General features: G+C 52.9%; 23 protein-coding genes. 13 read left to right on the forward strand and 10 right to left on the reverse strand.

Annotated elements, in window-relative coordinates:
- Positions 1-63: 63 nt before the first annotated feature.
- Complete coding sequence (locus J4645_RS19410) at positions 64-672, reverse strand: glutathione S-transferase (protein ID WP_000766675.1); 609 nt, start codon at positions 670-672, stop codon at positions 64-66.
- A 475-nt stretch (positions 673-1,147) separates the two neighbouring features.
- Here J4645_RS19410 and mtlA point away from each other — a divergent pair, with 475 nt between their 5' ends.
- From mtlA to mtlR, 3 genes are all read left to right on the forward strand, one after another.
- Positions 1,148-3,061: a PTS mannitol transporter subunit IICBA gene (mtlA, locus tag J4645_RS19415; RefSeq protein ID WP_208209007.1), complete on the forward strand. Its 1,914-nt coding sequence runs from the start codon at positions 1,148-1,150 to the stop codon at positions 3,059-3,061.
- A 138-nt stretch (positions 3,062-3,199) separates the two neighbouring features.
- Positions 3,200-4,348, forward strand: coding sequence for a mannitol-1-phosphate 5-dehydrogenase (gene mtlD / locus J4645_RS19420; protein ID WP_023215199.1), 1,149 nt, complete (start codon positions 3,200-3,202; stop codon positions 4,346-4,348).
- Complete coding sequence (gene mtlR / locus J4645_RS19425; protein ID WP_000193201.1) at positions 4,345-4,935, forward strand: mannitol operon repressor MtlR; 591 nt, start codon at positions 4,345-4,347, stop codon at positions 4,933-4,935. Before mtlD ends, mtlR begins: the two co-directional genes overlap by 4 nt.
- Before the next feature lie 9 nt (positions 4,936-4,944).
- Here the strand turns inward: mtlR and J4645_RS19430 are convergent, their stop codons facing one another.
- Complete coding sequence (locus tag J4645_RS19430; protein ID WP_001062558.1) at positions 4,945-5,154, reverse strand: hypothetical protein; 210 nt, start codon at positions 5,152-5,154, stop codon at positions 4,945-4,947.
- 290 nt (positions 5,155-5,444) lie between these two features.
- Here J4645_RS19430 and J4645_RS19435 point away from each other — a divergent pair, with 290 nt between their 5' ends.
- The 7 genes from J4645_RS19435 to trmL all read left to right on the forward strand — a co-directional run bounded on the left by J4645_RS19435 (position 5,445) and on the right by trmL (position 15,817).
- On the forward strand, positions 5,445-5,807 hold the full coding sequence (locus tag J4645_RS19435) for a YibL family ribosome-associated protein (protein ID WP_000665687.1): 363 nt from the start codon (positions 5,445-5,447) through the stop codon (positions 5,805-5,807).
- 486 nt (positions 5,808-6,293) lie between these two features.
- The gene (locus J4645_RS19440) at positions 6,294-6,977 is read left to right on the forward strand and encodes a DUF3251 domain-containing protein (RefSeq protein WP_000549448.1); all 684 of its coding nucleotides are present in this window, start codon (positions 6,294-6,296) and stop codon (positions 6,975-6,977) included.
- A 43-nt stretch (positions 6,978-7,020) separates the two neighbouring features.
- The gene (sadA, locus tag J4645_RS19445; protein WP_023215462.1) at positions 7,021-11,364 is read left to right on the forward strand and encodes a trimeric autotransporter adhesin SadA; all 4,344 of its coding nucleotides are present in this window, start codon (positions 7,021-7,023) and stop codon (positions 11,362-11,364) included.
- A 299-nt stretch (positions 11,365-11,663) separates the two neighbouring features.
- Positions 11,664-13,319, forward strand: coding sequence for an L-lactate permease (gene lldP, locus J4645_RS19450; RefSeq protein ID WP_023214564.1), 1,656 nt, complete (start codon positions 11,664-11,666; stop codon positions 13,317-13,319).
- On the forward strand, positions 13,316-14,092 hold the full coding sequence (gene lldR / locus J4645_RS19455) for a transcriptional regulator LldR (protein WP_001608790.1): 777 nt from the start codon (positions 13,316-13,318) through the stop codon (positions 14,090-14,092). The genes lldP and lldR overlap by 4 nt, the downstream gene beginning before the upstream one ends.
- On the forward strand, positions 14,089-15,279 hold the full coding sequence (gene lldD, locus J4645_RS19460; protein WP_000587001.1) for an FMN-dependent L-lactate dehydrogenase LldD: 1,191 nt from the start codon (positions 14,089-14,091) through the stop codon (positions 15,277-15,279). Before lldR ends, lldD begins: the two co-directional genes overlap by 4 nt.
- A 64-nt stretch (positions 15,280-15,343) precedes the next feature.
- Positions 15,344-15,817, forward strand: a complete 474-nt coding sequence (gene trmL / locus J4645_RS19465) for a tRNA (uridine(34)/cytosine(34)/5-carboxymethylaminomethyluridine(34)-2'-O)-methyltransferase TrmL (protein WP_000932335.1) — start codon at positions 15,344-15,346, stop codon at positions 15,815-15,817.
- A gap of 182 nt (positions 15,818-15,999) precedes the next feature.
- Here the strand turns inward: trmL and cysE are convergent, their stop codons facing one another.
- The 5 genes from cysE to J4645_RS19490 all read right to left on the reverse strand — a co-directional run bounded on the left by cysE (position 16,000) and on the right by J4645_RS19490 (position 19,197).
- Positions 16,000-16,821, reverse strand: a complete 822-nt coding sequence (cysE, locus tag J4645_RS19470; protein WP_001112114.1) for a serine O-acetyltransferase — start codon at positions 16,819-16,821, stop codon at positions 16,000-16,002.
- A 77-nt stretch (positions 16,822-16,898) separates the two neighbouring features.
- Complete coding sequence (gene gpsA / locus J4645_RS19475; RefSeq protein ID WP_001076597.1) at positions 16,899-17,918, reverse strand: NAD(P)H-dependent glycerol-3-phosphate dehydrogenase; 1,020 nt, start codon at positions 17,916-17,918, stop codon at positions 16,899-16,901.
- A complete protein-coding gene (gene secB, locus J4645_RS19480; protein ID WP_000003370.1) occupies positions 17,918-18,385 on the reverse strand; it encodes a protein-export chaperone SecB in 468 nt (155 codons plus the stop codon). Before secB ends, gpsA begins: the two co-directional genes overlap by 1 nt.
- A 43-nt stretch (positions 18,386-18,428) precedes the next feature.
- Complete coding sequence (grxC, locus tag J4645_RS19485) at positions 18,429-18,680, reverse strand: glutaredoxin 3 (protein ID WP_001273795.1); 252 nt, start codon at positions 18,678-18,680, stop codon at positions 18,429-18,431.
- A gap of 85 nt (positions 18,681-18,765) precedes the next feature.
- Positions 18,766-19,197 (reverse strand): rhodanese-like domain-containing protein, encoded by a 432-nt coding sequence (locus J4645_RS19490; RefSeq protein WP_001156179.1) that lies wholly within the window; start codon positions 19,195-19,197, stop codon positions 18,766-18,768.
- A 247-nt stretch (positions 19,198-19,444) separates the two neighbouring features.
- On the opposite strand from J4645_RS19490, the gene gpmM reads away from it, so the two are divergent.
- The 3 genes from gpmM to J4645_RS19505 are packed head-to-tail and all read left to right on the forward strand — an operon-like array spanning position 19,445 to position 23,248.
- Complete coding sequence (gpmM, locus tag J4645_RS19495) at positions 19,445-20,989, forward strand: 2,3-bisphosphoglycerate-independent phosphoglycerate mutase (protein ID WP_000116588.1); 1,545 nt, start codon at positions 19,445-19,447, stop codon at positions 20,987-20,989.
- A 33-nt stretch (positions 20,990-21,022) separates the two neighbouring features.
- Positions 21,023-22,282: a murein hydrolase activator EnvC gene (gene envC, locus J4645_RS19500; protein ID WP_058814511.1), complete on the forward strand. Its 1,260-nt coding sequence runs from the start codon at positions 21,023-21,025 to the stop codon at positions 22,280-22,282.
- Between the two features lie 3 nt (positions 22,283-22,285).
- Entirely contained in the window at positions 22,286-23,248 is a 963-nt protein-coding gene (locus J4645_RS19505; protein WP_023214563.1) for a divergent polysaccharide deacetylase family protein, read from the forward strand.
- Here the strand turns inward: J4645_RS19505 and J4645_RS19510 are convergent.
- The 3 genes from J4645_RS19510 to kbl form a co-directional block, all read right to left on the reverse strand.
- Entirely contained in the window at positions 23,235-24,269 is a 1,035-nt protein-coding gene (locus J4645_RS19510) for a glycosyltransferase (protein WP_000798190.1), read from the reverse strand. The two genes, J4645_RS19505 and J4645_RS19510, sit on opposite strands and share 14 nt — an antisense overlap.
- A 292-nt stretch (positions 24,270-24,561) precedes the next feature.
- Positions 24,562-25,587, reverse strand: coding sequence for an L-threonine 3-dehydrogenase (tdh, locus tag J4645_RS19515; RefSeq protein WP_000645990.1), 1,026 nt, complete (start codon positions 25,585-25,587; stop codon positions 24,562-24,564).
- 9 nt (positions 25,588-25,596) lie between these two features.
- On the reverse strand, positions 25,597-26,793 hold the full coding sequence (gene kbl / locus J4645_RS19520; protein WP_001213790.1) for a glycine C-acetyltransferase: 1,197 nt from the start codon (positions 26,791-26,793) through the stop codon (positions 25,597-25,599).
- Positions 26,794-26,939: the final 146 nt, after the last annotated feature.

The raw sequence follows: 26,939 nt of genomic DNA on the forward strand, positions 1-26,939 counted from the left end.
GGAGAGGGATATCGACATAAGGGGGATTGTAACGTGAGTTTGCTCAGGCGGACATAATGCGCGTCAAGCCTTTGGCGCTTCGGTGCGGGCAAAGCTTTCGCGTTGAAAAAGCGTTTCGACCAGTTTGACCAGGTGGGGGCGGCTAACACACCAGCCGGGCGCAACCCGGCGGAAGTTGAGATAGCCTACCGCACAGGCAATCGCGATAGTCGCCAGATTGACCGTATCCGTTTTTAGCGTCCCGTCGCTCAGATAACTTTCGAGCATATCCAGGCTGCGGTTGATTTTTTCCCGCTGGCGCAGCAGTTCCGTTTCCGATTGTTGCGCCGCCGGGCGCGCCTGTTCGCGTACAGACACCAACGCTGCATCCATAATACCGTCAGCCAACGCTTCGAGCTGGCGAACTTTAAGCGCTGCCATCGGGTCACGCGGGAGCATCGCTGGCGCGATATCCAACAGCTCAATATATTCCGCGATGATCGGCGAATCGAACCAGTACTCCCCTTTCTCCGTCACCAGCGCTGGCACCTTACCCAGAGGGTTGTATTGCGCCACGCCGTTATCCGCCTCGTAGGGTAATTCATTAATAAATTCGAAGGTAATGCCCTTTTCGAGCAGCAGAATAGAGATTTTGCGCACAAAAGGGCTGGTGTAGCTACCGATGAGTTTCATGCCGTGTCCTTTTTGCCAACCAGTAAAAATCATAGTATGGCTCAAATAAGACGAAAAGAGACGCAAAAAGAGGTTGCTGAATGACATAACGTGAGAAGGCTCGCGACAAAATGTTTGCCGGATCGTATTGACGTTACCCGGGCTTAAAATTTCTTGTGAAGAAGATCACAAAAATTCAACAAATCACCAAAATAAAAATGTGAAATATCTCACATAAAATTGCCTTTTAAGAGCTAAAAATTAGATTCGTTGTTTTTTTACACAGCCACTTTGTGATCAATATCACATCAATTACCTCTCTACCCCCTATATTTATGTGACACAAATCACATAAATTGTCCCTGTCTGGACAGTTGAACGATTCAGTGCCAGATTGCGCAGTATCTACACTACAGGGTCCGGCTACCTCTGCCGCTACATTAACAAACCTCGGGCTTTCAGCCTGCGCGACAGCAACATAAGAAGGGGTGTTTTTATGTCATCCGATATTAAGATCAAAGTGCAAAGCTTTGGTCGATTCCTCAGCAATATGGTGATGCCTAATATCGGCGCGTTTATCGCGTGGGGTATTATCACCGCATTATTTATTCCAACAGGGTGGTTGCCTAACGAAACGCTGGCGAAACTGGTTGGTCCGATGATCACCTACCTGCTGCCGCTGCTCATCGGTTATACCGGCGGTCGTCTGGTTGGCGGCGAACGCGGCGGCGTAGTGGGCGCTATCACTACCATGGGCGTTATTGTCGGCGCGGATATGCCGATGTTCCTCGGCTCGATGATCGCCGGTCCATTAGGCGGCTACTGCATTAAGAAATTCGACAGTTGGGTAGACGGTAAGATCAAATCCGGTTTTGAGATGTTGGTGAACAATTTCTCCGCTGGCATCATCGGTATGATCCTCGCCATCCTGGCGTTCCTCGGTATTGGTCCGGCGGTTGAAGTCCTGTCCAAAATTCTGGCGGCGGGCGTTAACTTCATGGTGGCGCACGATATGCTGCCGCTGGCGTCCATTTTTGTTGAACCGGCGAAAATCCTGTTCCTCAATAACGCGATTAACCACGGCATCTTCTCACCGCTGGGTATCCAGCAGTCCCATGAGATGGGTAAATCCATCTTCTTCCTGATTGAAGCTAACCCGGGTCCGGGGATGGGCGTCCTGCTGGCGTACATGTTCTTCGGTCGTGGCAGCGCTAAACAGTCTGCGGGCGGCGCGGCAATTATCCACTTCCTGGGCGGTATCCATGAGATCTACTTCCCGTACGTGCTGATGAACCCACGCCTGATTCTGGCGGTGATTCTCGGCGGTATGACCGGCGTATTCACCCTGACCATCCTGAACGGCGGTCTGGTTTCTCCGGCTTCTCCTGGCTCGATTCTGGCGGTACTGGCGATGACGCCAAAAGGCGCTTACTTCGCTAACATCGCTGCCATCGTGGCGGCAATGGCGGTCTCCTTCGTGGTTTCTGCAATTCTGCTGAAAACCAGCAAAGTGAAAGAAGAAGATGACATTGAAGCGGCCACCCGTCGTATGCAGGACATGAAAGCGGAATCTAAAGGCGCCTCTCCGCTGGCGGCTGGCGACGTGACCAACGACCTGAGCCATGTGCGTAAAATCATCGTGGCTTGCGATGCCGGTATGGGTTCCAGCGCGATGGGCGCAGGGGTACTGCGTAAGAAAGTACAGGATGCGGGCCTGAGCCAGATCTCCGTCACCAACAGCGCCATTAACAATCTGCCGCCGGATGTGGATCTGGTCATTACTCACCGTGACCTTACCGAGCGCGCGATGCGTCAGGTACCGCAGGCGCAGCATATTTCGCTGACCAACTTCCTGGATAGCGGCCTGTACACCAGCCTGACCGAACGTCTGGTTGCCGCACAGCGCCACAATACTAATGAAGAGAAAGTACGCGACCATCTGAAAGACAGCTTTGAGGAGGGTGATAACAACCTGTTCAAGCTGGGCGCGGAGAATATCTTCCTGGGCCGTAAAGCCGCTAACAAAGAAGAGGCGATTCGCTTTGCCGGTGAACAACTGGTGAAAGGCGGCTATGTTGAGCCGGAATACGTCGAGGCGATGCTGGACCGCGAAAAGCTGACGCAGACTTACCTCGGTGAATCCATCGCAGTACCGCACGGCACGGTAGAAGCGAAAGACCGCGTGCTGAAAACCGGCGTGGTGTTCTGCCAGTATCCGGAAGGCGTACGCTTCGGTGAAGAAGAAGACGATATTGCCCGTCTGGTCATTGGTATCGCCGCACGTAACAATGAGCACATCCAGGTCATCACTAGTCTGACCAACGCGCTGGATGATGAATCCGTGATCGAACGTCTGGCGCACACCACCAGCGTGGATGAAGTGCTGGAACTGCTGGCAGGTCGTAAGTAAGCGTTATTGCCCGGTGGCGCTCACGCTTACCGGGCCTACAAAATCCTCTCCCTTGTGGAGAGGGTTAGGTTGAGGGGAAATCTATGCAGTCCCTCACCCCAGCCCTCTCGGGTAAAAACATTAATGAAGGTTAATACTATGAAAGCATTACATTTTGGCGCAGGTAATATCGGTCGTGGCTTTATCGGCAAACTGCTGGCTGACGCGGGGATACAACTGACGTTTGCGGATGTAAACCAGGTCGTACTCGATGCCCTGAATGCCCGTCATAGCTATCAGGTTCATGTTGTGGGTGAAAATGAGCAGGTGGATACCGTTTCCGGCGTCAACGCTGTCAGCAGCATCGGCGATGATGTTGTCGACCTGATTGCCCACGTTGATTTAATCACTACTGCCGTGGGTCCGGTTGTGCTTGAGCGTATCGCTCCGGCCATCGCTAAAGGGCTGGTAAAACGTAAGGCGCAGGGCGTGGATGCCCCGCTGAATATCATCGCCTGTGAAAACATGGTGCGCGGCACCACACAGCTCAAAGGCCATGTAATGAACGCGCTGGCGGGTGGCGATAAAGCCTGGGTTGAACAGCACGTCGGTTTTGTGGATTCCGCCGTTGACCGTATTGTGCCGCCATCTGCTTCCGCCACCCATGACCCGCTGGAAGTGACGGTAGAAACCTTCAGCGAGTGGATCGTCGATAAAACCCAGTTTAAAGGCGCGTTGCCGACCATTCCGGGGATGGAGTTAACGGATAACCTGATGGCATTTGTCGAACGTAAACTCTTCACGCTGAACACAGGTCATGCTATAACCGCGTACCTCGGCAAATTAGCCGGTCATCAAACCATTCGCGACGCCATTCTCGATGAGAGTATTCGCTCGGTGGTGAAAGGCGCGATGGAAGAAAGCGGCGCGGTGCTGATCAAACGCTACGGTTTTGACGCCGACAAACATGCGGCATACATTCAGAAAATCCTCGGTCGTTTTGAAAACCCGTATCTGAAAGATGATGTTGAGCGCGTTGGACGTCAGCCGCTACGCAAACTCAGCGCGGGCGACCGTCTGATCAAACCGCTGCTTGGCACCCTGGAATATGGTCTGCCGCATGTGAATCTGGTCAAAGGGATCGCGGCGGCGATGCATTTCCGTAGTGAAGAAGATCCGCAGGCACAGGAACTGGCCGCGCTGATTGACGAAAAAGGCCCGCAGGCCGCTCTGGCGCAAATTTCCGGGCTGGATGCCAATAGCGATGTGGTGGCGGAGGCGGTTAACGCTTATAACGCGACCAAATGACGCAGAACCCGGCGCAGGTTAGCCTGCGCCCAAATAACAGATTGTCAGATATGCAGGCAATAATGGAACAAACCCAGGCCTTTGAAAATCGTGTGCTTGAGCGTCTGAATGCTGGCAAAACCGTACGGAGCTTCCTGATTACTGCCGTCGAGTTATTGACCGAGGCGGTGAATATTCTGGTGCTCCAGGTGTTTCGCAAAGACGACTATGCGGTGAAATACGCTGTGGAACCGTTGCTGGACGGCGACGGACCGCTGGGCGATCTTTCGGTACGTCTGAAACTTATCTATGGCCTGGGCGTACTCAGCCGCACCGAATATGAAGATGCGGAGCTGTTAATGGCGCTGCGCGAAGAGCTGAATCACGACGGCAATGAGTACGCCTTTACCGACGATGAAATCCTCGGGCCGTTTGGCGAACTACACTGCGTCATGGCGCTGCCGCCGCCGCCGCATTTTGATACGTCCGACGCGGCGCTCTACGCCATGCAAATTCAGCGCTACCAGCAGGCGGTGCGTTCGACGATGGTTCTCTCCCTGACCGAGCTGATTTCTAAAATCAGCTTAAAAAAGGCCTTTCAAAAGTAAATCCCGCCGTTAACCTCTTTCTTCTTCTTTTGGTCGGTACAGCCGCCGGTAATATTCCAGACGCTGCAAATAAATGGGCGCGCTCTCCGACGGCACCTCGGAAGGAACATAATCACGCGGCGGCGTTTTATTCAGGTATTCACGGAACGCCTGGCTGGACGCCATAAAATCGACGGCTTTATCAATAAGAAGTGGTACGTTCTCACCTATTTTTGCCATGATAGATCCTCCATGTGTGACCCGCGTCTGACTCCCGCGGTCGCTTATTTGAGTTTAGGATCAATTTAGCGTTGTCATTGAGGAAAATGTGCTTAATCGCTTTTCTTGCCGGCAAAAAAGGCGCTTCATCTTTTCTTTCGAAAAAAAGATTTTATTCTCAAAGAGATAACTAAATAATTAGCGGTGTAATACTTGCCATAATTGATTATCTTTACGTCATGAGTTGTGAAGAATCACTCACTGCGCGCATACTATAGGGTATCTATCCCATTTCTATCAGAAGCAATCCCATGAAAGAAGTTGAAAAAAACGAAATTAAACGCCTGAGCGATCGTCTTGACGCTATTCGCCACCAGCAGGCAGGTCTCTCTCTGGTTGAATCCGCCGATAAATACGCGGAGCTGGAAAAAGAAAAAGAGACGCTGGAAGCAGAAATTATCCGTCTGCGCGAAGTACACAGCCAGAAACTGAGTAAAGAAGCGCAGAAGCTGATGAACCTGCCGTTTCGCCGCGCGATCACTAAAAAAGAGCAGGCCGATATGGGCAAACTCAAAAAAAGCGTACGCGGCCTGATCGTGGTGCACCCGATGACGGCGCTGGGCCGGGAAATGGGGCTCAAAGAGATGACAGGGTTCGCGAAGAGCGAGTTCTAAACCTTCCGCATCCCAGGCTCTCAGGACACCCGTGTACGGAGGATGTCTTGAGAGCATCGGGCTATATTCCGAATTTTTATCCAGACGTATTTACACCGCTTATATACAAGTTCATTTTTAACGGTAATCCCCGCTTTTTCGGGATGAAAAATTCCACTATCATGCCTATTTGTATTTATGCAATGAATTTTTTCATCCCCTTTTCTCATATCCCGCAGAATATGATTGACCCGAAAAATTAAATAACATTATCATCCATGAAAAAAAATGCTCATACATAAACATTATAATTATATTTTTATAAAGTATTGCTATGAGTAATTGATAAACAACGTCGGGTATTTGCACATTCCTATAGAAACAATGAATGTTTTAATTATAACCATATATTAATGGCTATTGGCAATGTTCGCAAATGATGAGTTAGCTGTATAAATAACAGGTTAACTATTTATATTATATAAATTATTAACAAGGATATTTTATATGCACAAAAATGGAAAATTTATCCCCCTGCTTGCGTTGGGATTCACATTCTTTTTATCTGGTTGTGATTACTTTGCAGATAAACACCTTGTTGAAGAACTGAAAAAACAACAAAAAGAACAAGAAACGAAGATAAATCTGTTAGAAAAACAACAAAAAGAACAAGAAGCAAAGATAAATTTGCTAGAAAAACAACAAACTACAGTTATCAACACAACTCAAAAGGTCGCCGAAGTCGTTGGCCGCGTTGAACGCAAACAACGGCTATTCGACTACACAGAACTGGATCCATCACAAACGCGCTATTTTATTATTAACAACGGCAATATCGGATTAGCCGGGCGTATTCTATCTATTGAGCCAATAGATGATGGAAGTGTTATTCATCTTGATTTAGTTAACTTACTCAGCATTCCCGTATCAAACCTTGCGTTTAATATGACATGGGGTACGAAAAAACCTTCCGAGGCAAAAGATCTGCCTCGCTGGAAACAACTCCTGCTTAACACGAAAATGGATTCGACAATCGAACTTTTACCGGGAACATGGACAAACGTCACGCTAACATTAAAAGGCGTATCGCCCAATAATCTTAAGTATCTAAAAATAGGTATTAACATGGAGAATGTCATATTCGACAGCATACAACCTATTAATGATACGAAAAAGAAGCCAAAAAAATAATAGCCATTGATACAACTATTTTAGAAAAGGAAAGCACTTATCCATGAACAGAATATTTAAAGTCCTCTGGAATGCCGCTACGGGAACATTTATTGTCACCAGCGAAACAGCAAAAAGCCGCGGCAAAAAAAGCGGCCGCAGAAAGCTGGCGGTTTCCGCACTCATCGGTCTTAGCAGTATTATGATCTCAGCGGATGCGCTGGCCAAAGCAGGGAACGATACTGGCGCCGGCGTTACTCCAACGGGTACCCAGACTGGGGGAACAGGGTGGATTGCAATTGGTACCGATGCCACAGCCAATACTTACACCAACGTTGATGGCGCAAGCGCCGCAATGGGTTATAAAGCCTCCGCGATGGGGAAATGGAGTACCGCCATTGGATCTTACAGTGATTCATCTGGCGATTCCTCTTTGGCTCTGGGGGTAAAAGCAGCCTCCGCCGGAAACCGCGCCATTGCAATGGGAGCCTCATCATCCGCTGCTGGAAATTTTGCTATGGCAATGGGAGTTCTCTCCACTGCCAGCGGAGAAAACTCCGTAGCACTGGGTTATAAAGCTACCGCGAGCGGATCAACTGCCGTTGCATTAGGTTATCAAACCACTGCGAGCGGCGACGACAGCGCTGCATTTGGTAATGGCGCACAAGCGATAGGCACCAACTCAGTTGCCCTTGGCACAGGCTCTACCGCTCTGGAAGACAATTCGGTCGCCGTGGGTAACAGCACCACTCAGAGACAGATCACCTACGTTGCTAAAGGCGACATCAATGCCAACAGTACCGATGCCGTTACAGGCGCGCAAATTTATTCTTTAAGCCAATCCGTCGCCGATCGACTAGGCGGAGGGGCTTCCGTTAATTCTGATGGTACAGTGAATGCGCCCCTCTACAAGGTGGGCACAGGCATCTACAATAACGTAGGCAGTGCGTTAAGCGCACTTAACTCTTCTATCACGAATACAGATGCCTCTGTCGCAGGATTAGCCGATGACGCGTTACTGTGGGATAGCAGCACAAGCGCATTCAGCGCTAACCACAGCGGAAGCGACAGCAAGATTACCAATCTGGCGGCAGGTACCCTGGCCGCAGACAGCACTGATGCGGTTAACGGCTCCCAGTTGTTTGATACAAATGAGAAAGTGGATCAGAACACCGCTGATATCACTACCAATACCGACAGCATTAACCAGAACACAACCGATATCGCCGCCAATACGGCCAGCATCAATCAGAACACCACTGATATCGCCACCAACACCACCAATATCAACAGCCTGAGCAACTCCGTTACCACGCTCACCGACGATGCCCTGTTGTGGGATGGCAGCGCAAGCGCATTCAGCGCCAACCACAGCGGAAGCGACAGCAAAATCACCAATCTGGCGGCAGGTACCCTGGCCGCGGACAGCACCGACGCCGTTAACGGCTCCCAGCTGTTTGCCACCAATGAAAATGTGTCTCAGAACACCACGGATATCGCTGCCAATACTGACAGCATTAACCAGAACACCACTGATATTGCCACCAACACCACCAATATCAACAGCCTGAGCAACTCCGTTACCACGCTCACCGACGATGCCCTGTTGTGGGATGGCAGCGCAAGCGCATTCAGCGCTAAGCACAACGGAAGCGACAGCAAGATCACCAATCTGGCGGCAGGCACCCTGGCCGCAGACAGCACCGACGCCGTTAACGGCTCCCAGCTGTTTGCCACCAACGAAAATGTGTCTCAGAACACCACGGATATCACTGCCAATACCGACAGCATTAACCAGAACACCACTGATATCGCCACCAACACCACCAGTATCAACAACCTGAGCAACTCAGTTACCACGCTCACTGACGATGCCCTGTTGTGGGATGCAGCCTCTGGCGCATTCAACGCTAACCGCAACGGAAACGCCAGCAAAATCATTAATGTCGCCGCCGGGGACCTTTCTGAAGACAGTACAGACGCGGTGAACGGCTCCCAGTTGTATGAAACCAACCAGAAGGTGGATCAAAACACCTCTGCTATCGCAGATATTAATACGTCCATCACTAACCTTAGCTCTGACAACCTGAGCTGGAATGAGACAACGAGTTCGTTCTCTGCCAGCCACGGAAGTAGTACAACAAACAAAATCACCAACGTTGCCGCCGGGGAGCTGTCTGAAGGAAGTACCGACGCCGTTAACGGATCGCAGCTGTTCGAAACCAATGAAAAAGTGGATCAGAACACGACCGATATCGCCGCCAATACCACCAACATCACTCAGAACAGCACCGCGATTGAGAACCTGAATACTTCTGTCTCCGACATTAATACGTCCATTACCGGCCTCACTGATAACGCTCTGTTATGGGACGAAGACATCGGCGCTTTCAGCGCAAACCACGGTGGAAGCATCAGTAAAATAACCAATGTCGCCGCCGGGGCGCTTTCTGAGGACAGTACAGACGCGGTAAACGGCTCACAGTTGTATGAAACCAACCAGAAGGTAGATCAAAACACCTCTGCTATCGCGGATATCAATACGTCCATCACCAATCTTGGTACCGATGCACTGAGCTGGGATGACGAAGAGGGTGCGTTCAGCGCCAGCCACGGTACCAGCGGTACCAATAAGATAACCAATGTGGCAGCAGGTGAAATCGCCAGTGACAGTACTGACGCTGTTAATGGCTCTCAGCTTTATGAAACTAACATGCTGATTTCTCAGTATAATGAATCTATTAGCCAACTAGCCGGCGATACCAGCGAAACCTATATCACGGAAAATGGTACCGGCGTGAAATACATCCGTACGAATGATAACGGGCTTGAAGGCCAGGATGCATACGCGACGGGTAACGGCGCAACGGCAGTGGGTTACAACGCCGTCGCATCCGGTGCTTCGAGTCTGGCGCTTGGAGAGAACAGCAGCAGCAGCATTGAGGGCAGCATCGCTTTGGGCAGTGGCTCCACCTCTAACCGCGCTATTTCATCAGGTATACGAGCAACGAGCGTAACAAGCGATGGCGTCGTCATTGGCTACAATACAACAGACAGAGAGTTGCTGGGCGCGTTGTCATTGGGGACGGATGGAGTAAGCTATCGTCAAATTACCAACGTTGCGGACGGCTCTGAAGCGCAAGATGCGGTAACAGTTCGTCAGTTACAAAATGCCATTGGTGCGGTCGCCACTACACCGACCAAGTACTACCACGCAAACTCAACGGAAGAAGATTCACTGGCTGTCGGGACTGACTCACTGGCAATGGGTGCGAAAACCATCGTCAATGCTGATGCAGGTATTGGTATTGGTCTGAATACACTGGTGATGGCTGATGCCATCAACGGTATTGCTATCGGTTCTAACGCACGCGCCAACCATGCAAATAGTATTGCAATGGGTAATGGTTCTCAGACCACTCGCGGCGCACAGACTGACTACACCGCCTACAACATGGACACACCGCAGAACTCTGTCGGTGAGTTCTCTGTCGGCAGTGAAGACGGTCAACGTCAGATCACTAACGTCGCAGCGGGTTCGGCAGACACCGATGCCGTAAACGTTAGTCAATTGAAAGTCACCGACAGCCGTGTTGCCGCAAATACCGAAAGCATTAATAACCTGAACACGCAGGTGAGTAGTCTTGATACTCGCGTCACCAATATTGAAAACGGCATTGGCGATATCGTCACTACCGGTAGCACCAAGTACTTCAAGACCAACACTGATGGCGTAGATGCAAATGCCCAGGGTGCGGACAGCGTCGCGATTGGATCTGGCTCTATTGCTGCCGCTGAAAACAGCGTAGCGTTGGGCACAAATTCAGTCGCAGATGAAGCTAATACTGTGTCTGTCGGCTCTTCTACCCAACAACGCCGTATTACCAACGTTGCCGCAGGGGTGAACAACACTGACGCGGTTAATGTGGCGCAACTTAAAGCTTCAGAAGCAGGCTCCGTGCGTTATGAAACCAATGCAGATGGTTCGGTTAACTATAGCGTGCTCAACCTGGGAGACGGGAGTGGCGGTACCACTCGGATCGGCAATGTTTCAGCGGCGGTGAACGATACGGATGCGGTTAACTATGCGCAATTGAAACGCAGCGTCGAAGAAGCAAACACCTATACCGACCAGAAAATGGGTGAAATGAACAGCAAAATCAAAGGGGTAGAAAACAAGATGAGCGGCGGTATCGCCTCAGCGATGGCCATGGCCGGTCTGCCACAAGCCTACGCCCCAGGTGCCAACATGACCTCGATTGCTGGCGGTACATTTAATGGTGAAAGTGCCGTCGCCATTGGTATCTCCATGGTAAGTGAAAGCGGGGGCTGGGTGTATAAATTGCAAGGAACCAGTAACAGCCAGGGCGATTACTCTGCAGCTATTGGCGCTGGCTTCCAGTGGTAATGGAGTAACAATACTCCCGACATCAAAGGCAATGGCATTATGCCATTGCCTTTTCACTTCCCTTTGTTGTCCTCACCCCTTAATTGGCCCTACCAATTCCCGCTAAATCCGGCCACATGTTCACATTTCATTAAATTACCACTACAATACCGTTGCCAATAAATAACATCTGGTTAACCATTTGTTGTCATTATCCATACACAACAATATTGGCAGGACCACTTTTACACATAATGTGACCCCCAACGAGATGAGCAAAGATTCATCCCATTATGCGTGTGGTTCTCAGGAGACCTGCAATGAACCTCTGGCAACAAAACTATGACCCGGCGGGTAATATCTGGCTTTCCAGCCTGATCGCATCGCTCCCAATCCTGTTCTTCTTTTTCGCCCTGATTAAACTCAAGCTGAAAGGCTACGTTGCCGCTTCGTGGACGGTGGTTATCGCGCTCGCCGTCGCGCTGCTGTTCTATAAAATGCCGGTCGATCACGCGCTGGCATCAGTCGTGTATGGCTTCTTCTACGGGCTATGGCCGATTGCCTGGATAATCATCGCCGCGGTCTTCGTCTATAAAATCTCGGTAAAGACCGGGCAGTTTGACATTATCCGCTCGTCAATTCTGTCGATTACCCCCGATCAACGTCTGCAAATGCTGATTGTCGGCTTCTGCTTCGGCGCGTTCCTTGAAGGCGCGGCGGGTTTCGGCGCGCCGGTGGCGATAACCGCCGCGCTGCTGGTGGGTCTGGGCTTTAATCCGCTGTATGCGGCAGGGCTGTGTCTGATTGTAAATACCGCGCCGGTCGCCTTTGGCGCGATGGGTATTCCGATTCTGGTTGCCGGACAGGTCACGGGCCTGGACAGCTTTGAAATCGGTCAGATGGTAGGCCGCCAGTTGCCATTCCTGACCATTATCGTGCTGTTCTGGATTATGGCGATTATGGACGGCTGGCGCGGCGTGAAAGAAACCTGGCCTGCGGTGATGGTCTCTGGCGGTTCATTTGCTATCGCCCAGTATCTCAGCTCCAACTTTATCGGGCCGGAACTGCCGGATATTATCTCTTCTCTGGTGTCTCTGGTGTGTCTGACGCTGTTCCTCAAACGTTGGCAGCCGGTACGCATCTTCCGCTTCGGCGATATGGGCGCGTCGCAGGTCGATCAGACGCTGGCCCGTACCCGCTATACGACAGGACAAATTGTTCGCGCCTGGTCGCCGTTCCTGTTCCTGACCGCCACGGTCACTCTCTGGAGCATACCGCCGTTCAAAGCGCTGTTTGCCCCCGGCGGCGCCCTGTATGACTGGGTAATTAACGTTCCGGTACCGTATCTCGATAAACTGGTCGCCCGTATGCCGCCGGTCGTACACGAAGCGACCGCTTACGCGGCGGTGTATAAATTTGACTGGTTCTCCGCCACCGGCACGGCGATCCTGTTTGCCGCGCTGTTGTCTATCGTCTGGCTGAAAATGAAACCCTCAGCCGCAATCCAGACCTTTGGCAACACGCTGAAAGAGCTGGCGTTGCCGATTTACTCCATCGGCATGGTGCTGGCGTTCGCGTTTATCTCGAACTATTCCGGGCTTTCCTCCACGCTGGCGTTAGCGCTGGCGCACACCGGCAGCGCCTTCACGTTCTTCTCGCCGTTCCTCGGCTGGCTGGGGGTATTCCTGACCGGCTCGGATACCTCATCTAACGCGCTGTTTGCCTCTCTACAGGCTACCGCGGCGCAGCAAATCGGCGTCTCTGATGTGCTGATGGTGGCGGCGAATACCACTGGAGGCGTAACCGGGAAGATGATCTCGCCGCAGTCTATCGCCATCGCCTGCGCGGCGGTGGGACTGGTAGGGAAAGAGTCCGATCTGTTCCGTTTTACCGTCAAACACAGCCTGATCTTCACCTGTATGGTGGGCGTGATCACTACGCTTCAGGCCTATGTTTTAACCTGGATGATTCCGTGATTGTGATGCCAAAACGCCTGTCTGACGAGATTGCCTCTCGCGTGCGGGCGCTGATTGAAGAACAAAACCTGGAAGCGGGCATGAAATTGCCCGCCGAGCGCCAGTTGGCTCTACAGCTTGGCGTATCACGCAACTCTTTACGCGAAGCGCTGGCGAAGCTGGTCAGTGAAGGCGTGCTGGTGAGTCGTCGCGGCGGCGGGACATTTGTCCGCTGGCAACACGAAACCTGGTCTGAACAGAATATCGTTCAGCCGCTGAAAACCCTGCTGGCGGACGATCCGGACTACAGTTTCGACATTCTGGAAGCCCGCCACGCCATTGAAGCCAGTACGGCCTGGCACGCCGCCATGCGTGCCACCGCTGCCGACAAAGAGAAAATCAGACTCTGCTTTGATGCGACGCTCAGCGAAGACCCGGATCTCGCCTCCCAGGCCGACGTGCGCTTTCATCTGGCAATCGCGGAAGCCTCGCACAATGTGGTGCTGTTGCAAACCATGCGCGGGTTCTTCGATGTCCTGCAATCCTCCGTCAAACAGAGTCGCCAGCGTATGTATCTCGTTCCGCCCGTATTCTCAAAGCTGACGGAACAACACCAGGCAGTGATGGACGCCATTCTGGACGGTAACGCCGACGGCGCGCGTAAAGCGATGATGGCGCACCTCAGTTTTGTCCACACTACGATTAAACGATTTGATGAAGACCAGGCCCGCCAGGCGCGTATTACCCGCCTGCCCGGCGACCATAATGAGATGACCAGGGAGAATAAATCATGATTATTTCAGCAGCCAGCGATTATCGCGCCGCAGCTCAGCGCACGTTGCCTCCTTTCCTCTTCCACTACATCGACGGCGGCGCGTATGCGGAATATACCCTGCGCCGAAATGTGGAAGACCTGTCGCAAGTCGCTCTGCGCCAGCGCGTGCTGAAAAATATGTCCGATTTAAGCCTGGAAACGACCCTGTTTAACGAAACGTTGTCGATGCCGGTGGCATTAGCGCCGGTAGGCCTGTGCGGCATGTACGCCCGTCGCGGCGAAGTACAGGCCGCCGCCGCCGCAGACGCAAAGGGCATTCCGTTCACCCTTTCCACCGTCTCCGTCTGTCCGATTGAAGAAGTCGCCCCCACGCTTAAACGCCCCATGTGGTTTCAGCTCTACGTATTACGCGATCGTGGTTTTATGCGCAACGCGCTTGAACGAGCAAAAGCGGCGGGCTGCTCCACGCTGGTCTTTACCGTGGATATGCCGACGCCGGGCGCGCGCTACCGTGACGCCCACTCCGGGATGAGCGGCCCAAACGCGGCCATGCGCCGTTACTGGCAGGCGGTGATGCACCCTAAATGGGCGTGGGATGTCGGCCTGAACGGTCGCCCGCATGATTTAGGCAATATTTCCGCCTATCTGGGTAAACCGACCGGCCTTGAGGACTATATCGGCTGGCTGGCAAATAACTTCGATCCGTCCATCTCCTGGAAAGATCTGGAGTGGATACGCGAATTCTGGGACGGCCCAATGGTGATCAAAGGGATCCTCGATCCAGAAGATGCCCGCGATGCGGTACGTTTCGGCGCTGACGGTATTGTGGTGTCGAATCACGGCGGCCGCCAGCTCGATGGCGTGCTCTCTTCCGCCCGCGCCCTGCCCGCCATTGCCGATGCGGTGAAAGGCGATATCGCCATTCTGGCGGATAGCGGGATTCGTAACGGGCTGGATGTCGTGCGTATGATTGCGTTGGGGGCCGATACCGTACTGCTGGGTCGGGCCTATCTCTACGCGCTGGCGACGGCAGGAAAAGCGGGTGTCGCCAACCTGCTGGACCTGATCGAGAAAGAGATGAAAGTCGCCATGACCCTGACTGGCGCGAAATCCATTAGCGAAATCAGTGGCGATTCACTGGTGCAGGAACTGGGGAGAAGTTTGCCCGCCGCGCTGGCGCCAATGAGCAAAGGCGATGCCGCCTGAACGCCTGGCGCGTGAGAGCCCGGTAAATTTCTGCTATTCTGCCCCCCGCATTTAAGGGGGCATCATGCTTAACATCGTACTCTTCGAACCAGAAATCCCGCCGAATACCGGCAACATCATTCGTCTTTGCGCCAATACCGGCTTTCGTCTGCACATCATCGAACCGATGGGGTTTACCTGGGATGATAAGCGCTTACGCCGCGCAGGGCTGGACTATCACGAATTCGCCGCGGTTCAGCGCCATCACGATTATGCCGCCTTTGTCGCCGCTGAAAATCCGCAGCGCCTGTTTGCGTTGACGACAAAGGGGACGCCCGCCCATAGCGCCGTAAGCTATCAGGATGGCGATTATTTGATGTTTGGCCCGGAAACGCGCGGCCTGCCCGCCAGCATTCTCGATGCGTTGCCTAAAGAGCAGAAGATTCGCATTCCGATGATGCCGGATAGCCGTAGCATGAACCTGTCGAATGCGGTGTCGGTGGTGGTGTATGAAGCGTGGCGCCAGTTAGGATACCCCGGCGCGGTATTGCGCAGTTGATTTGTGCCGGATGGCGGCTGACGCCTTATCCGGCCTACATTAATATTGATAATATTCGTTTCGAGCGTTATCGGCGCAGCCAGATTGGACACGGACTGCGCTTGTCTACCTGAGCGTACACGCAATACGAGAGGATGACGAGCATAGCCCAGGTTCAATATGGCAAGTAAGATAGCTCGAAATCAGATGCCGTCGCCATACTCAAACGTATGGTGTAGCCCGTTGAAATGCTGGTCCATATCCATCGACGGCTTATCGCTGCCCGGCTTGCCGACAATACGCGCCGGAACGCCTGCGGCGGTAGTGTGCGGCGGGACAGGCTGTAAAACAACGGAACCTGCGCCAATTTTCGCGCCGCGCCCCACCTCGATATTGCCAAGAATTTTCGCGCCCGCGCCAATCATCACGCCTTCGCGGATTTTAGGATGGCGATCGCCGCTCGTTTTCCCGGTACCGCCCAGGGTGACGGATTGCAGAATCGACACATCATCTTCAATAACCGCCGTCTCCCCCACCACAATACCGGTGGCATGGTCGAGCATAATCCCGCGGCCAATTTTCGCTGCCGGGTGAATATCCACCTGAAACGAGACCGAAACCTGATTTTGCAGGAAGATAGCCAGCGCGCGGCGACCTTTATTCCACAACCAGTGACCAATGCGGTAGGCCTGTAGCGCATGAAAGCCTTTCAGATATAACAGCGGTGTGGAGTATTTATCCACCGCCGGATCGCGAGTGCGCACGGCCTGAATATCGCAGGCTGCCGACGCGATCATTTCCGGGTCGGCGGCATAGGCTTCTTCAACTACTTCACGGATAGCGATAGCGGGCATGATGGGCGAAGCCAGTTTATTTGCCAGCATATAGCTCAGCGCACTGCCCAGATTTTCATGCTTGAGTAGCGTGGCGTGATAAAAACTGGCCAACATAGGCTCACAGTCAGCTAAAGCGCGGGCTTCAGCTTTAATATTCTTCCAGACGATTTCCAGTTCTTCACACGGCATGGCTTACTCCAGACGGGCAGAAAACGACCAACCCGTTCTGTGCGGGTTGGGTCGTTTATGCAAACAGTTCCTTACGGCTAGTGGCGACTCAGCTCTTCCTTGCGGGCGCGACCTAATAACGTTAATGCTGCCTCGCGCGCGTTTTTTCCGCAATACAATACTTGATAAATTTCCTCGGTTATTGGCATTTCAACACCAAAACGGTGCGCCAATTCACGAACTTCTTTCGTATTGCGATAGCCTTCGACCACCTGGCCAATCTTATCCTGCGCGCCTTTAACGTCCATGCCCTGGCCAAGCATCATGCCAAAACGACGGTTGCGCGACTGGTTGTCGGTACAGGTCAGCACCAGATCGCCTAAGCCCGCCATCCCCATAAAGGTGGCGGGATCGGCGCCAAGCGCTGCGCCAAGCCGCGACATTTCGGTCAGTCCACGCGTGATTAGCGCCGTGCGGGCGTTCGCGCCGAAGCCGATGCCGTCAGACATCCCCGCGCCAATCGCAATCACGTTTTTCACCGCGCCGCCAAGCTGCACGCCGATAAAATCCGAATTGATATAGACGCGAAAACTTTTTCCGCAGTGCAACAGTTGCTGGAGATCGTCGGCAAAGGTCTCATCGGTTGAGGCCAGCGAGATTGCCGTCGGCAAACCCGCCGCCAGCTCTTTAGCGAACGTCGGACCGGAAATCACCGCCAGCGGGATTTGATCGCCTAACGCCTCGCGAGCGACATCCTGCAACAGGCGCCCCGTTTCCGCTTCCAGGCCTTTGGTCGCCCATACCAGACGCGCATCCGGACGCATCAGCGGTTTAATCTGCCGCAGCACGTCGCTGAAAACATGGCTTGGCACCACCACCAGAATGTTACGACTGGCCGCCAGCGCGGTTGCTAAGTCGCTTTCCAGGTGTAACGTATCGGGAAAAGGCACATCGGGAAGGAACGCGACGTTGCAGCGATCGTGCTCCAGGGTCGCGATATGTTTTGGGTCGTGGCCCCACAGGACAACCTGGTGGCCGTTTCTCGCCAGAGTGATGGCAAGAGCGGTGCCGTACGAGCCGGCACCGATGACTGTCATTGACGCATTACTTTGGTTCATCAGGCATCCTGATGTTCTTCAGTACCTTCGCCAGCCTGCTGCTGCAAATAGTTCATGAACAGCGCATCAAAATTGACCGGCGCAAGGTTCAGTTGCGGGAACGTACCGCGTGAAACCAGGCTGGTGATGCACTCGCGAGCATACGGGAACAGAATGTTCGGGCAGTATGCGCCCAGGCAATGCGCCATCTGAGTACCTTCAATACCGCTGATAGAGAAAATACCGGCCTGCTGAACTTCGCACAGGAACGCGGTTTCTTCCCCCAGGGAAGCCGTTACGGTAACACGCAGCACAACTTCATAAACGTCATCCGCCAGTTGGGAAGATGCCGTATCAAGATCCAGTTTAACCTCTGGCTGCCAATCTTTCTGGAAAACATGCGGTGCGTTTGGCGCTTCGAAAGAAACATCCTTGGTATAGATACGTTGGATCTGGAAAGCCATTTCAGTGTTATTTTGTTCTGACATGTGTAAAACCCTTTAGTGTTGTCCTTAAATACTTGAGTACGCCTTAACGCAACAGCGGATCCAGTCCACCACGCGCATCCAGCGCATACAAGTCGTCACAACCGCCAATGTGCTGTGCATCAATAAAAATTTGCGGAACCGTCGTTCGGCCACTACGTTTGATCATCTCTTCACGCTTCACGGCGTCGCCGTCAATCGCAATTTCCTGGAAACTCACGCCCTTGCTGTTTAACAGCGCCTTTGCACGATGGCAAAACGGACAGGTTGCTTTGGTGTAGATTTCAATATTGGCCATGACTTCGCTCCTGTTTTTTACCCGATGGATTTCATGTCGACGCAAGGGCAAGTCATTCCCCTTGCGTCATGAAAACGACGGGTAATCACTTACCGCGCACCAGAGGCAGATTCTCGCCGCTCCAGCCTGCTACGCCTTCTTTCAACACAAAGACCTTTTCAAAGCCGGCTTTTGTCAGCGCGTTAGCGGATTCCTGGCACTGCATACCAGAACCGTCGACCACGATAATCGGCTTGTCTTTGTGCTTTTCCAGTTCGCCAACATTGTTGGCTTTGATTTCGCTCGGCAGCAAATTGGTCGCGCCAGCGATATGGCCTTTACGGAAATCGTCACGTTGACGTAAATCCACAACAACGGCGTCCTCTTTGTTGATAAGGCGCGTGGCTTCGCCGCGTGTAATCACCTTAACTTTTGAAGTCAGACCTTTGAACGTGGTAAATAAAACCGCCACCAGTAACGCAATCCAGGCGATACTCAGTATGGGATGACGGCCAACAAATTGCATAATTTCTTGCATGGGGGGTAACAACTCCCGACGTAGTGATTAAAAAACCAGGAAAGGAGTATACCTGCGCAGTGGCGCAAATACAGCCAGAGCGTGCACTGGAATGCATTTTTGCGGGGCGCTACGAAAAAAAATCACGCTATTGCTTGCCTTCTCACACCAGCGCGATCCCTTTCTTTGATCTTCTGAGGCTATTTTATCGATTCAGCTGTAGTAAAATTACGCAATTATTTTGTCTATTGAGTATGAGGTTGTCGCAATGTCGGTTTCTAAAAAACCTATGGTACTGGTGATTCTGGATGGCTACGGCTACCGTGAAGAACAGCAGGATAACGCTATCTTAAACGCCAAAACCCCGGTGATGGATGCTCTGTGGGCAAAACGTCCGCATACCCTGATCGACGCATCCGGTCTGGAAGTGGGTCTGCCTGACCGCCAGATGGGCAACTCCGAAGTGGGCCACGTTAACCTGGGCGCAGGCCGCATCGTTTATCAGGATCTGACGCGTCTGGACGTTGAAATTAAAGAACGTACTTTCTTTGCTAACTCAGTCCTGACCAATGCGGTAGACCAGGCGAAAAACGCCGGTAAAGCGGTTCATATTATGGGTCTGCTGTCCGCGGGCGGCGTCCACAGCCACGAAGATCACATTATGGCGATGGTAGAACTGGCCGCAGAGCGCGGCGCAGAAAAAATCTATCTGCACGCCTTCCTCGACGGTCGCGATACGCCGCCGCGCAGCGCTGAAGCCTCGCTGAAAAAATTCGAAGACAAATTCGCCGCGCTGGGCAAAGGCCGCGTGGCGTCTATCGTCGGTCGTTACTACGCTATGGACCGCGACAACCGTTGGGATCGCGTGGAAAAAGCGTATGATCTGATGACCCTGGCGCAGGGCGAATTCCAGGCGGATACCGCTGTGGCTGGCCTGCAGGCCGCTTACGCTCGTGATGAAAACGATGAGTTTGTCAAAGCGACCGTTATCCGCGCCGAGGGCCAGGCTGATGCGGCGATGGAAGACGGCGATACGCTGATTTTCATGAACTTCCGCGCTGACCGCGCGCGCGAAATTACCCGCGCTTTCGTTAACGCTGATTTCGACGGCTTTGCGCGTAAGAAAGTGGTTAATCTGAACTTTGTGATGCTGACCGAATACGCCGCCGACATCAAAACTGCCGTTGCCTACCCACCAGCGTCGCTGGCGAATACCTTTGGCGAATGGATGGCGAAAAACGACAAAACTCAGCTGCGTATTTCCGAAACGGAAAAATATGCGCACGTAACCTTTTTCTTTAACGGCGGCGTAGAAGAACCGTTTGCTGGCGAAGAGCGCATTCTGATCAACTCCCCGAAAGTGGCCACTTATGACCTGCAACCGGAAATGAGCTCTGCAGAATTGACTGAAAAATTGGTCGCGGCGATCGAAAGCGGTAAGTACGACACCATCATTTGTAACTATCCAAACGGCGATATGGTCGGTCATACCGGCGTGATGGAAGCCGCCATCAAAGCGGTGGAAGCGTTGGATAACTGCATTGACCAGGTAACAAAAGCGGTTGAGTCCGTTGGTGGACAACTGTTGATTACCGCGGACCACGGCAACGCGGAGCAGATGCGCGATCCGGCGACCGGTCAGGCGCATACCGCCCACACCAACCTGCCGGTGCCGCTGATTTATGTCGGCGAGAAAAACGTGAAGGCGGTTGAAGGCGGCAAACTTTCAGACATTGCGCCTACCATGCTGTCGCTGATGGGGATGGAAATCCCGCAAGAGATGACTGGTAAGCCGCTGTTCATCGTGGAATAATCCCTCCCCATGAGGGGAAAGGCGATTAACACCATTCAACAGGCCGTGAAACCAAGAACGTTTTCAGTCAGGCCTTTGTTCTACGCCAGCGTACTTAGCGCTGGCGTATTGTTGTGCGCCTTTTCCGCCCACGCGGATGACCGTGATCAACTCAAATCTATTCAGGCCGATATCGCCGCGAAAGAACGCGACGTACGCCAGCAGCAGCAACAGCGCGCCAGCCTCCTGGCACAACTGAAAGCCCAGGAAGAGGCCATCTCGGCCGCAGCGCGTAAGCTGCGCGAAACGCAAAGCACTCTGGATCAGTTAAACGCGCAAATTGATGAGATGAACGCCTCAATTGCCAAACTGGAGCAGCAAAAAGCCAGCCAGGAGCGTAATCTCGCCGCGCAGTTGGACGCCGCTTTCCGCCAGGGCGAACACACCGGCATTCAGCTTATTCTTAGCGGAGAAGAAAGCCAGCGTGGGCAACGCCTGCAGGCCTACTTCGGCTATCTGAACCAGGCGCGCCAGGAGACTATCGCCGAACTGAAACAGACTCGCGAACAGGTCGCCACGCAAAAAGCCGAGCTGGAAGAGAAGCAAAGCCAACAACAAACGTTGCTGTATGAACAGCGCGCCCAGCAGGCGAAGCTGGAGCAGGCGCGTAATGAACGTAAGAAAACGCTTGCCGGACTGGAGTCGTCTATTCAGCAAGGCCAGCAACAGTTAAGCGAACTACGCGCCAACGAATCACGCCTACGCAACAGTATCGCGCGGGCAGAAGCGGCGGCCAAAGCGCGAGCGGAGCGTGAAGCCCGCGAAGCGCAGGCGGTACGCGATAAGCAGCAGGAAGCCTCGCGTAAAGGCAGCACCTATAAGCCGACGGAAAGCGAGCGTTCGCTAATGTCCCGCACCGGCGGTCTGGGCGCGCCTCGCGGTCAGGCATACTGGCCGGTACGCGGCCCGATATTGCATCGCTATGGCGAACGGCTGCAAGGTGAGCTACGTTGGAAGGGGATGGTGATCGGCGCGTCGGAAGGCACCGAGGTCAAAGCCATCGCCGACGGCAGGGTGATTCTGGCGGACTGGCTGCAAGGCTATGGCCTGGTGGTGGTCGTGGAGCATGGTAAAGGCGATATGAGCCTTTACGGCTATAACCAGAGCGCGCTGGTCAGCGTAGGCGCGCAGGTGCGCGCCGGACAACCTATCGCCCTTGTGGGCAGTAGCGGCGGTCAGGGCAGACCCTCGCTTTATTTCGAAATTCGTCGCCAGGGTCAGGCCGTCAATCCACAGCCGTGGTTGGGAAGATAAGTTTTGCCTCAGTTTCGTCGCTCCATTCTCACGCTGGCCACTTTGCTGGCGTTTGCACATCCCGTTTTCGCTGGCAAGCTCGCCATCGTGATTGATGATTTTGGCTATCGCCCGCACACGGAAAACCAGGTTCTGGCGCTGCCGCCAAACATCTCCGTCGCCGTGCTGCCCAACGCGCCGCGCGCGCGCGAAATGGCAACTAAAGCGCACAATAGCGGGCATGAGGTGTTAATCCATCTGCCGATGGCGCCGCTAAGCAAACAGCCGCTGGAGAAGGATACGCTGCGACCAGATATGAGCAGCGATGAGATCGAGCGCATTATCCGCGAGGCGGTAAACAACGTGCCGTATGCCGTCGGGCTTAATAACCACATGGGCAGCGCAATGACTTCCAGCCTGTTCGGTATGCAAAAAGTGATGCAGGCGCTGGAACATTACAATCTCTATTTTCTCGACAGCATGACGATTGGCAATAGCCAGGCGATGCGCGCGGCATCCGGTACGGGTGTGAAAGTGATCAAGCGCAAAGTGTTCCTCGACGATACGCAAAACGAGGCGGATATCCGCCGTCAGTTTAATCGCGCTATCGAACTGGCCCGTCGCAACGGTTCCGCTATCGCGATTGGTCATCCGCATCCCGCAACGGTTCGCGTGCTGCAACAGATGGTTTATCGCCTGCCGGCGGATATCACCCTGGTACGCCCAGGCAGCCTGCTCAACGAACCGCAGGTAGATACGTCCCGACCTGATTTGACGCCGCAGAAAATTGACGCGCCGCGCAATCCCTTTCGCGGCGTGAAGATGTGCAAGCCGAAAAAACCGCTGCAACCGGTCTACGCTACGCGCTTTTTCAGCGTCATCGGCGAGAGCATTACGCAAAGTTCCGTGGTTGTCTGGTTTCAGCACCAGTGGCAAGGCTGGGGGAAAATCGCCGCGCCTAAAAACGTGAGCGCTAAGACAGATTGAGCGCCTTACGGGCCATACGACGGTGCGACAAAGTTTTGTCGCGCCATTGCCACAGCCGGAAAGACCAGAGTAGCGTCTGATAAGCCGCTTTCGCGCTGCGGACGTTAGCCATCATCCGTCTATACATGCCAGAAGTAAAAATTTCGGCAATCATACGCTGGCGGGTCAAAATATCAGGTTCTTTACGCACCGCATGACAAACGCGTAACGCTTCCCAGGTAATTTGCTGGCGAAATTCCGGGTAAATCGGAATACGACGGGCATAATCACGATTGAGCTTTTCTAATAATCGCGTAATTTTAATATAATGCCGCTGATAATTAAGATTTTTATTGCCTTGTCTTTGCAAACGGCTTACCGAATTATCATGCAGGAAATATTTATATAATGATTGTTCGGTATAACGTACGCGCGTGGCATTAAACATAACTTCCGTCGACCATAATATGTCCTGATGATGTAGTCCGGGAACGAAAGTAATATTGTTATCGGTAATTAACGCACGTCGATACACGCCCATCCAGACAACATGCGTCCAGCGCCGCGAGGCCAGCGCCATACGCAACCAATCCGGTCCGCTTAATACCCCGGTGGAACGCAGACGATCGGTCGGAATAGATTGCCAGGCGTGCCCGGTTTTTCGGACGCACCAGTCCGCATTACACTGCGCAACGTCCAGATCATCGTTAAGCGCCATGGTCATCAGCGTTTCATACATCTTCGGGTAGACCAGGTCATCCGCATCGACAAAGGCGACATAATCGCCGGTCGCCGCTTGCAGGCCAAGATTACGGGCGACAGATGCGCCAGCATTGGCCTGATGAAGCAGTCGCACATGCGGGTAATGTTCCGCGTAATGTTTTGCTATCTCAACGGAATGATCCGTCGATCCATCATTCACAATAATAATTTCCAGCGCCGACCACGTTTGCGCGATTAACGACGCCATGCAAGCATTAAAATCCGCTCCCGCATTATATAACGGGATAATGATACTCACTTTGGTTTTACTATTTTTCATAACGATTACCAGAAAAACCTTAATTTACCCTGCCTTTATACTGTGGCTCTATTAAGAAACTATTAAGTCGCCATAATTAATTTTTACAGTAAAAAGCAAGCACAAAACTCAGAGTAGAGCGTGACGTTAGCGAGTAAAATAAGAGTAAAGCGCAATTACGAATGCTTGATGTCTATGACAATTCTTTACGGCTTTCCAGATTTTCCCTAACAAAAAAGGTTGGCGAATGACACCAACCTTTTACGATGAAACGTATATCAGACCCGATAAAATTATCGGGTCTCTATACATATTAATCCCAGCTCAGAATAACTTTTCCTGACTGGCCTGAACGCATGGCGTCAAAACCTTTCTGGAAATCATCAATAGAGAAACGATGGGTGATAATCGGTGACAGATCCAGACCGGACTGGATCAGCGCCGCCATTTTGTACCACGTTTCGAACATCTCACGACCATAAATACCTTTAATGAACAAGCCCTTAAAGATAACTTTAGTCCAGTCGATAGACATATCTGATGGCGGAATCCCCAGCATCGCAATACGACCGCCGTGATTCATGGTGTCCAGCATGGTACGAAACGCCGGCGGCGCGCCGGACATCTCCAGACCCACATCGAACCCTTCGGTCATTCCCAGCTCCGCCATGACGTCGTTCAGGCTCTCTTTCGCGACGTTGACCGCGCGGGTGACGCCCATTTTACGCGCCAGCTCCAGACGGTATTCATTGACGTCAGTAATCACCACATGACGCGCGCCGACATGTTTCGCCACCGCGGCGGCCATTACGCCGATTGGCCCCGCCCCCGATACCAGTACATCTTCGCCGACCAGATCGAAAGACAGCGCCGTATGCACCGCATTACCAAACGGGTCGAAAATAGAGGCTAAATCATCAGAAATGTTATCCGGGATTTTAAACGCATTGAACGCCGGGATGACCAGGTATTCCGCAAAGCAGCCGGGACGGTTGACGCCCACGCCGGTGGTGTTGCGACACAGGTGAGTACGACCGCCGCGGCAGTTGCGGCAATGACCGCAGGTGATATGACCTTCGCCGGAGACGCGATCGCCGATTTTAAAGCCTTTCACTTCCTGACCGATGCCGACCACTTCGCCGACATATTCATGCCCCACGACCATCGGAACCGGGATGGTTTTTTGCGACCAGTCATCCCAGTTATAGATGTGAACGTCAGTGCCGCAGATGGCTGTTTTACGGATTTTAATCAGCAAATCGTTATGGCCGACTTCCGGTTCCGGAACGTCGGTCATCCAGATGCCCTCTTCCGCTTTCAGTTTGGATAACGCTTTCATCTTACATCCTCAGGCAATCACGCCCAGTTGTTTACCAATACGCGTGAACGCGTCTACCGCACGCGTAATTTGCTCAGGCGTATGCGCCGCAGACATCTGGGTACGAATACGCGCCTGACCTTTTGGTACGACCGGATAGAAGAAACCGGTAACGTAAATGCCCTCTTTTTGCAGTTCGCGGGCAAATTTCTGCGCGACAACCGCATCTCCCAGCATTACCGGGATGATGGCGTGATCCGCGCCTGCCAGCGTAAATCCCGCGGCAGACATCTGCTCACGGAACTGCCGGGCGTTCGCCCACAAGCGATCGCGCAGTTCTGCGCCCGCTTCCACCATCTCTAACACTTTAATAGAAGCCGCCACGATCGCCGGCGCCAGTGAATTGGAAAACAGATATGGGCGGGAACGCTGACGCAACCACTCAACGACCTCTTTGCGCGCCGCGGTATAGCCGCCGGATGCGCCGCCTAACGCTTTGCCCAGCGTACCGGTAATAATATCTACGCGGCCCATTACGTCGCAGTATTCATGGGAACCGCGACCGTTTTCGCCGACAAAGCCTACCGCGTGAGAATCATCAACCATCACCAGCGCATCGTATTTATCGGCCAGATCACAGACGCCTTTCAGATTGGCGATGACGCCATCCATTGAGAACACCCCGTCGGTGGCGATCAGGACATGACGCGCGCCGGCCTCACGCGCCTCTTTCAGCCGCGCTTCCAGCTCTGCCATATCGTTGTTGGCATAGCGATAGCGCTTCGCTTTACACAAACGCACGCCGTCAATGATAGACGCGTGGTTCAGCGCGTCGGAGATAATGGCGTCTTCCGCGCCCAGCAACGTCTCAAACAAGCCGCCGTTAGCGTCGAAACAGGAGGAATACAGAATCGCATCTTCCATGCCGAGGAAGCTTGCCAGCTTTTGCTCCAGCGCTTTGTGGCTGTCCTGGGTGCCGCAGATAAAACGCACGGACGCCATACCGAAACCGTGGCTGTCCATGCCCGCTTTTGCGGCATTAATCAGCTCAGGGTGATTCGCCAGCCCGAGATAGTTATTGGCGCAAAAGTTAATAACGTGGCTTCCATCCGCCACGGTGATATCCGCCTGCTGCGCAGACGTAATAATGCGCTCTTCTTTAAACAATCCTTCCGCCCGGGCGGTTTCCAGATCGTTGGTTAACTGTTTGTAAAAATCCCCACGCATTGCGATTCTCCAGACTGGGCAAATTTCAGCACATATTACCCAAAGCGATACGTTGATACGAGATGACGCGTCATCACTTCTTTAAAATGCAGCATAAATCACGCGTATCCTCACGGGTTATCAGTGAATGGATGAATAGTGTTATG

It is taken from the genome of Salmonella sp. 32082101201600294FB01SM01 (assembly GCF_017572865.1).
GTDB lineage: Bacteria > Pseudomonadota > Gammaproteobacteria > Enterobacterales > Enterobacteriaceae > Salmonella > Salmonella enterica.

What these genes read in the sequence shown, in the direction of transcription:
- J4645_RS19490 (WP_001156179.1), bottom strand. Translation starts at nt 19,197, where the DNA reads ATGCAAGAAATTATGCAATTTGTTGGCCGTCATCCCATACTGAGTATC.
- grxC (WP_001273795.1), bottom strand. Translation starts at nt 18,680, where the DNA reads ATGGCCAATATTGAAATCTACACCAAAGCAACCTGTCCGTTTTGCCAT.
- kbl (WP_001213790.1), bottom strand. Translation starts at nt 26,793, where the DNA reads ATGCGTGGGGATTTTTACAAACAGTTAACCAACGATCTGGAAACCGCC.
- sadA (WP_023215462.1), top strand. Translation starts at nt 7,021, where the DNA reads ATGAACAGAATATTTAAAGTCCTCTGGAATGCCGCTACGGGAACATTT.
- trmL (WP_000932335.1), top strand. Translation starts at nt 15,344, where the DNA reads ATGCTTAACATCGTACTCTTCGAACCAGAAATCCCGCCGAATACCGGC.
- J4645_RS19440 (WP_000549448.1), top strand. Translation starts at nt 6,294, where the DNA reads ATGCACAAAAATGGAAAATTTATCCCCCTGCTTGCGTTGGGATTCACA.
- J4645_RS19410 (WP_000766675.1), bottom strand. Translation starts at nt 672, where the DNA reads ATGAAACTCATCGGTAGCTACACCAGCCCTTTTGTGCGCAAAATCTCT.
- lldP (WP_023214564.1), top strand. Translation starts at nt 11,664, where the DNA reads ATGAACCTCTGGCAACAAAACTATGACCCGGCGGGTAATATCTGGCTT.
- tdh (WP_000645990.1), bottom strand. Translation starts at nt 25,587, where the DNA reads ATGAAAGCGTTATCCAAACTGAAAGCGGAAGAGGGCATCTGGATGACC.
- mtlD (WP_023215199.1), top strand. Translation starts at nt 3,200, where the DNA reads ATGAAAGCATTACATTTTGGCGCAGGTAATATCGGTCGTGGCTTTATC.
- cysE (WP_001112114.1), bottom strand. Translation starts at nt 16,821, where the DNA reads ATGCCGTGTGAAGAACTGGAAATCGTCTGGAAGAATATTAAAGCTGAA.
- J4645_RS19435 (WP_000665687.1), top strand. Translation starts at nt 5,445, where the DNA reads ATGAAAGAAGTTGAAAAAAACGAAATTAAACGCCTGAGCGATCGTCTT.
- mtlR (WP_000193201.1), top strand. Translation starts at nt 4,345, where the DNA reads ATGACGCAGAACCCGGCGCAGGTTAGCCTGCGCCCAAATAACAGATTG.
- mtlA (WP_208209007.1), top strand. Translation starts at nt 1,148, where the DNA reads ATGTCATCCGATATTAAGATCAAAGTGCAAAGCTTTGGTCGATTCCTC.
- J4645_RS19430 (WP_001062558.1), bottom strand. Translation starts at nt 5,154, where the DNA reads ATGGCAAAAATAGGTGAGAACGTACCACTTCTTATTGATAAAGCCGTC.
- gpmM (WP_000116588.1), top strand. Translation starts at nt 19,445, where the DNA reads ATGTCGGTTTCTAAAAAACCTATGGTACTGGTGATTCTGGATGGCTAC.
- secB (WP_000003370.1), bottom strand. Translation starts at nt 18,385, where the DNA reads ATGTCAGAACAAAATAACACTGAAATGGCTTTCCAGATCCAACGTATC.
- J4645_RS19510 (WP_000798190.1), bottom strand. Translation starts at nt 24,269, where the DNA reads ATGAAAAATAGTAAAACCAAAGTGAGTATCATTATCCCGTTATATAAT.
- lldD (WP_000587001.1), top strand. Translation starts at nt 14,089, where the DNA reads ATGATTATTTCAGCAGCCAGCGATTATCGCGCCGCAGCTCAGCGCACG.
- gpsA (WP_001076597.1), bottom strand. Translation starts at nt 17,918, where the DNA reads ATGAACCAAAGTAATGCGTCAATGACAGTCATCGGTGCCGGCTCGTAC.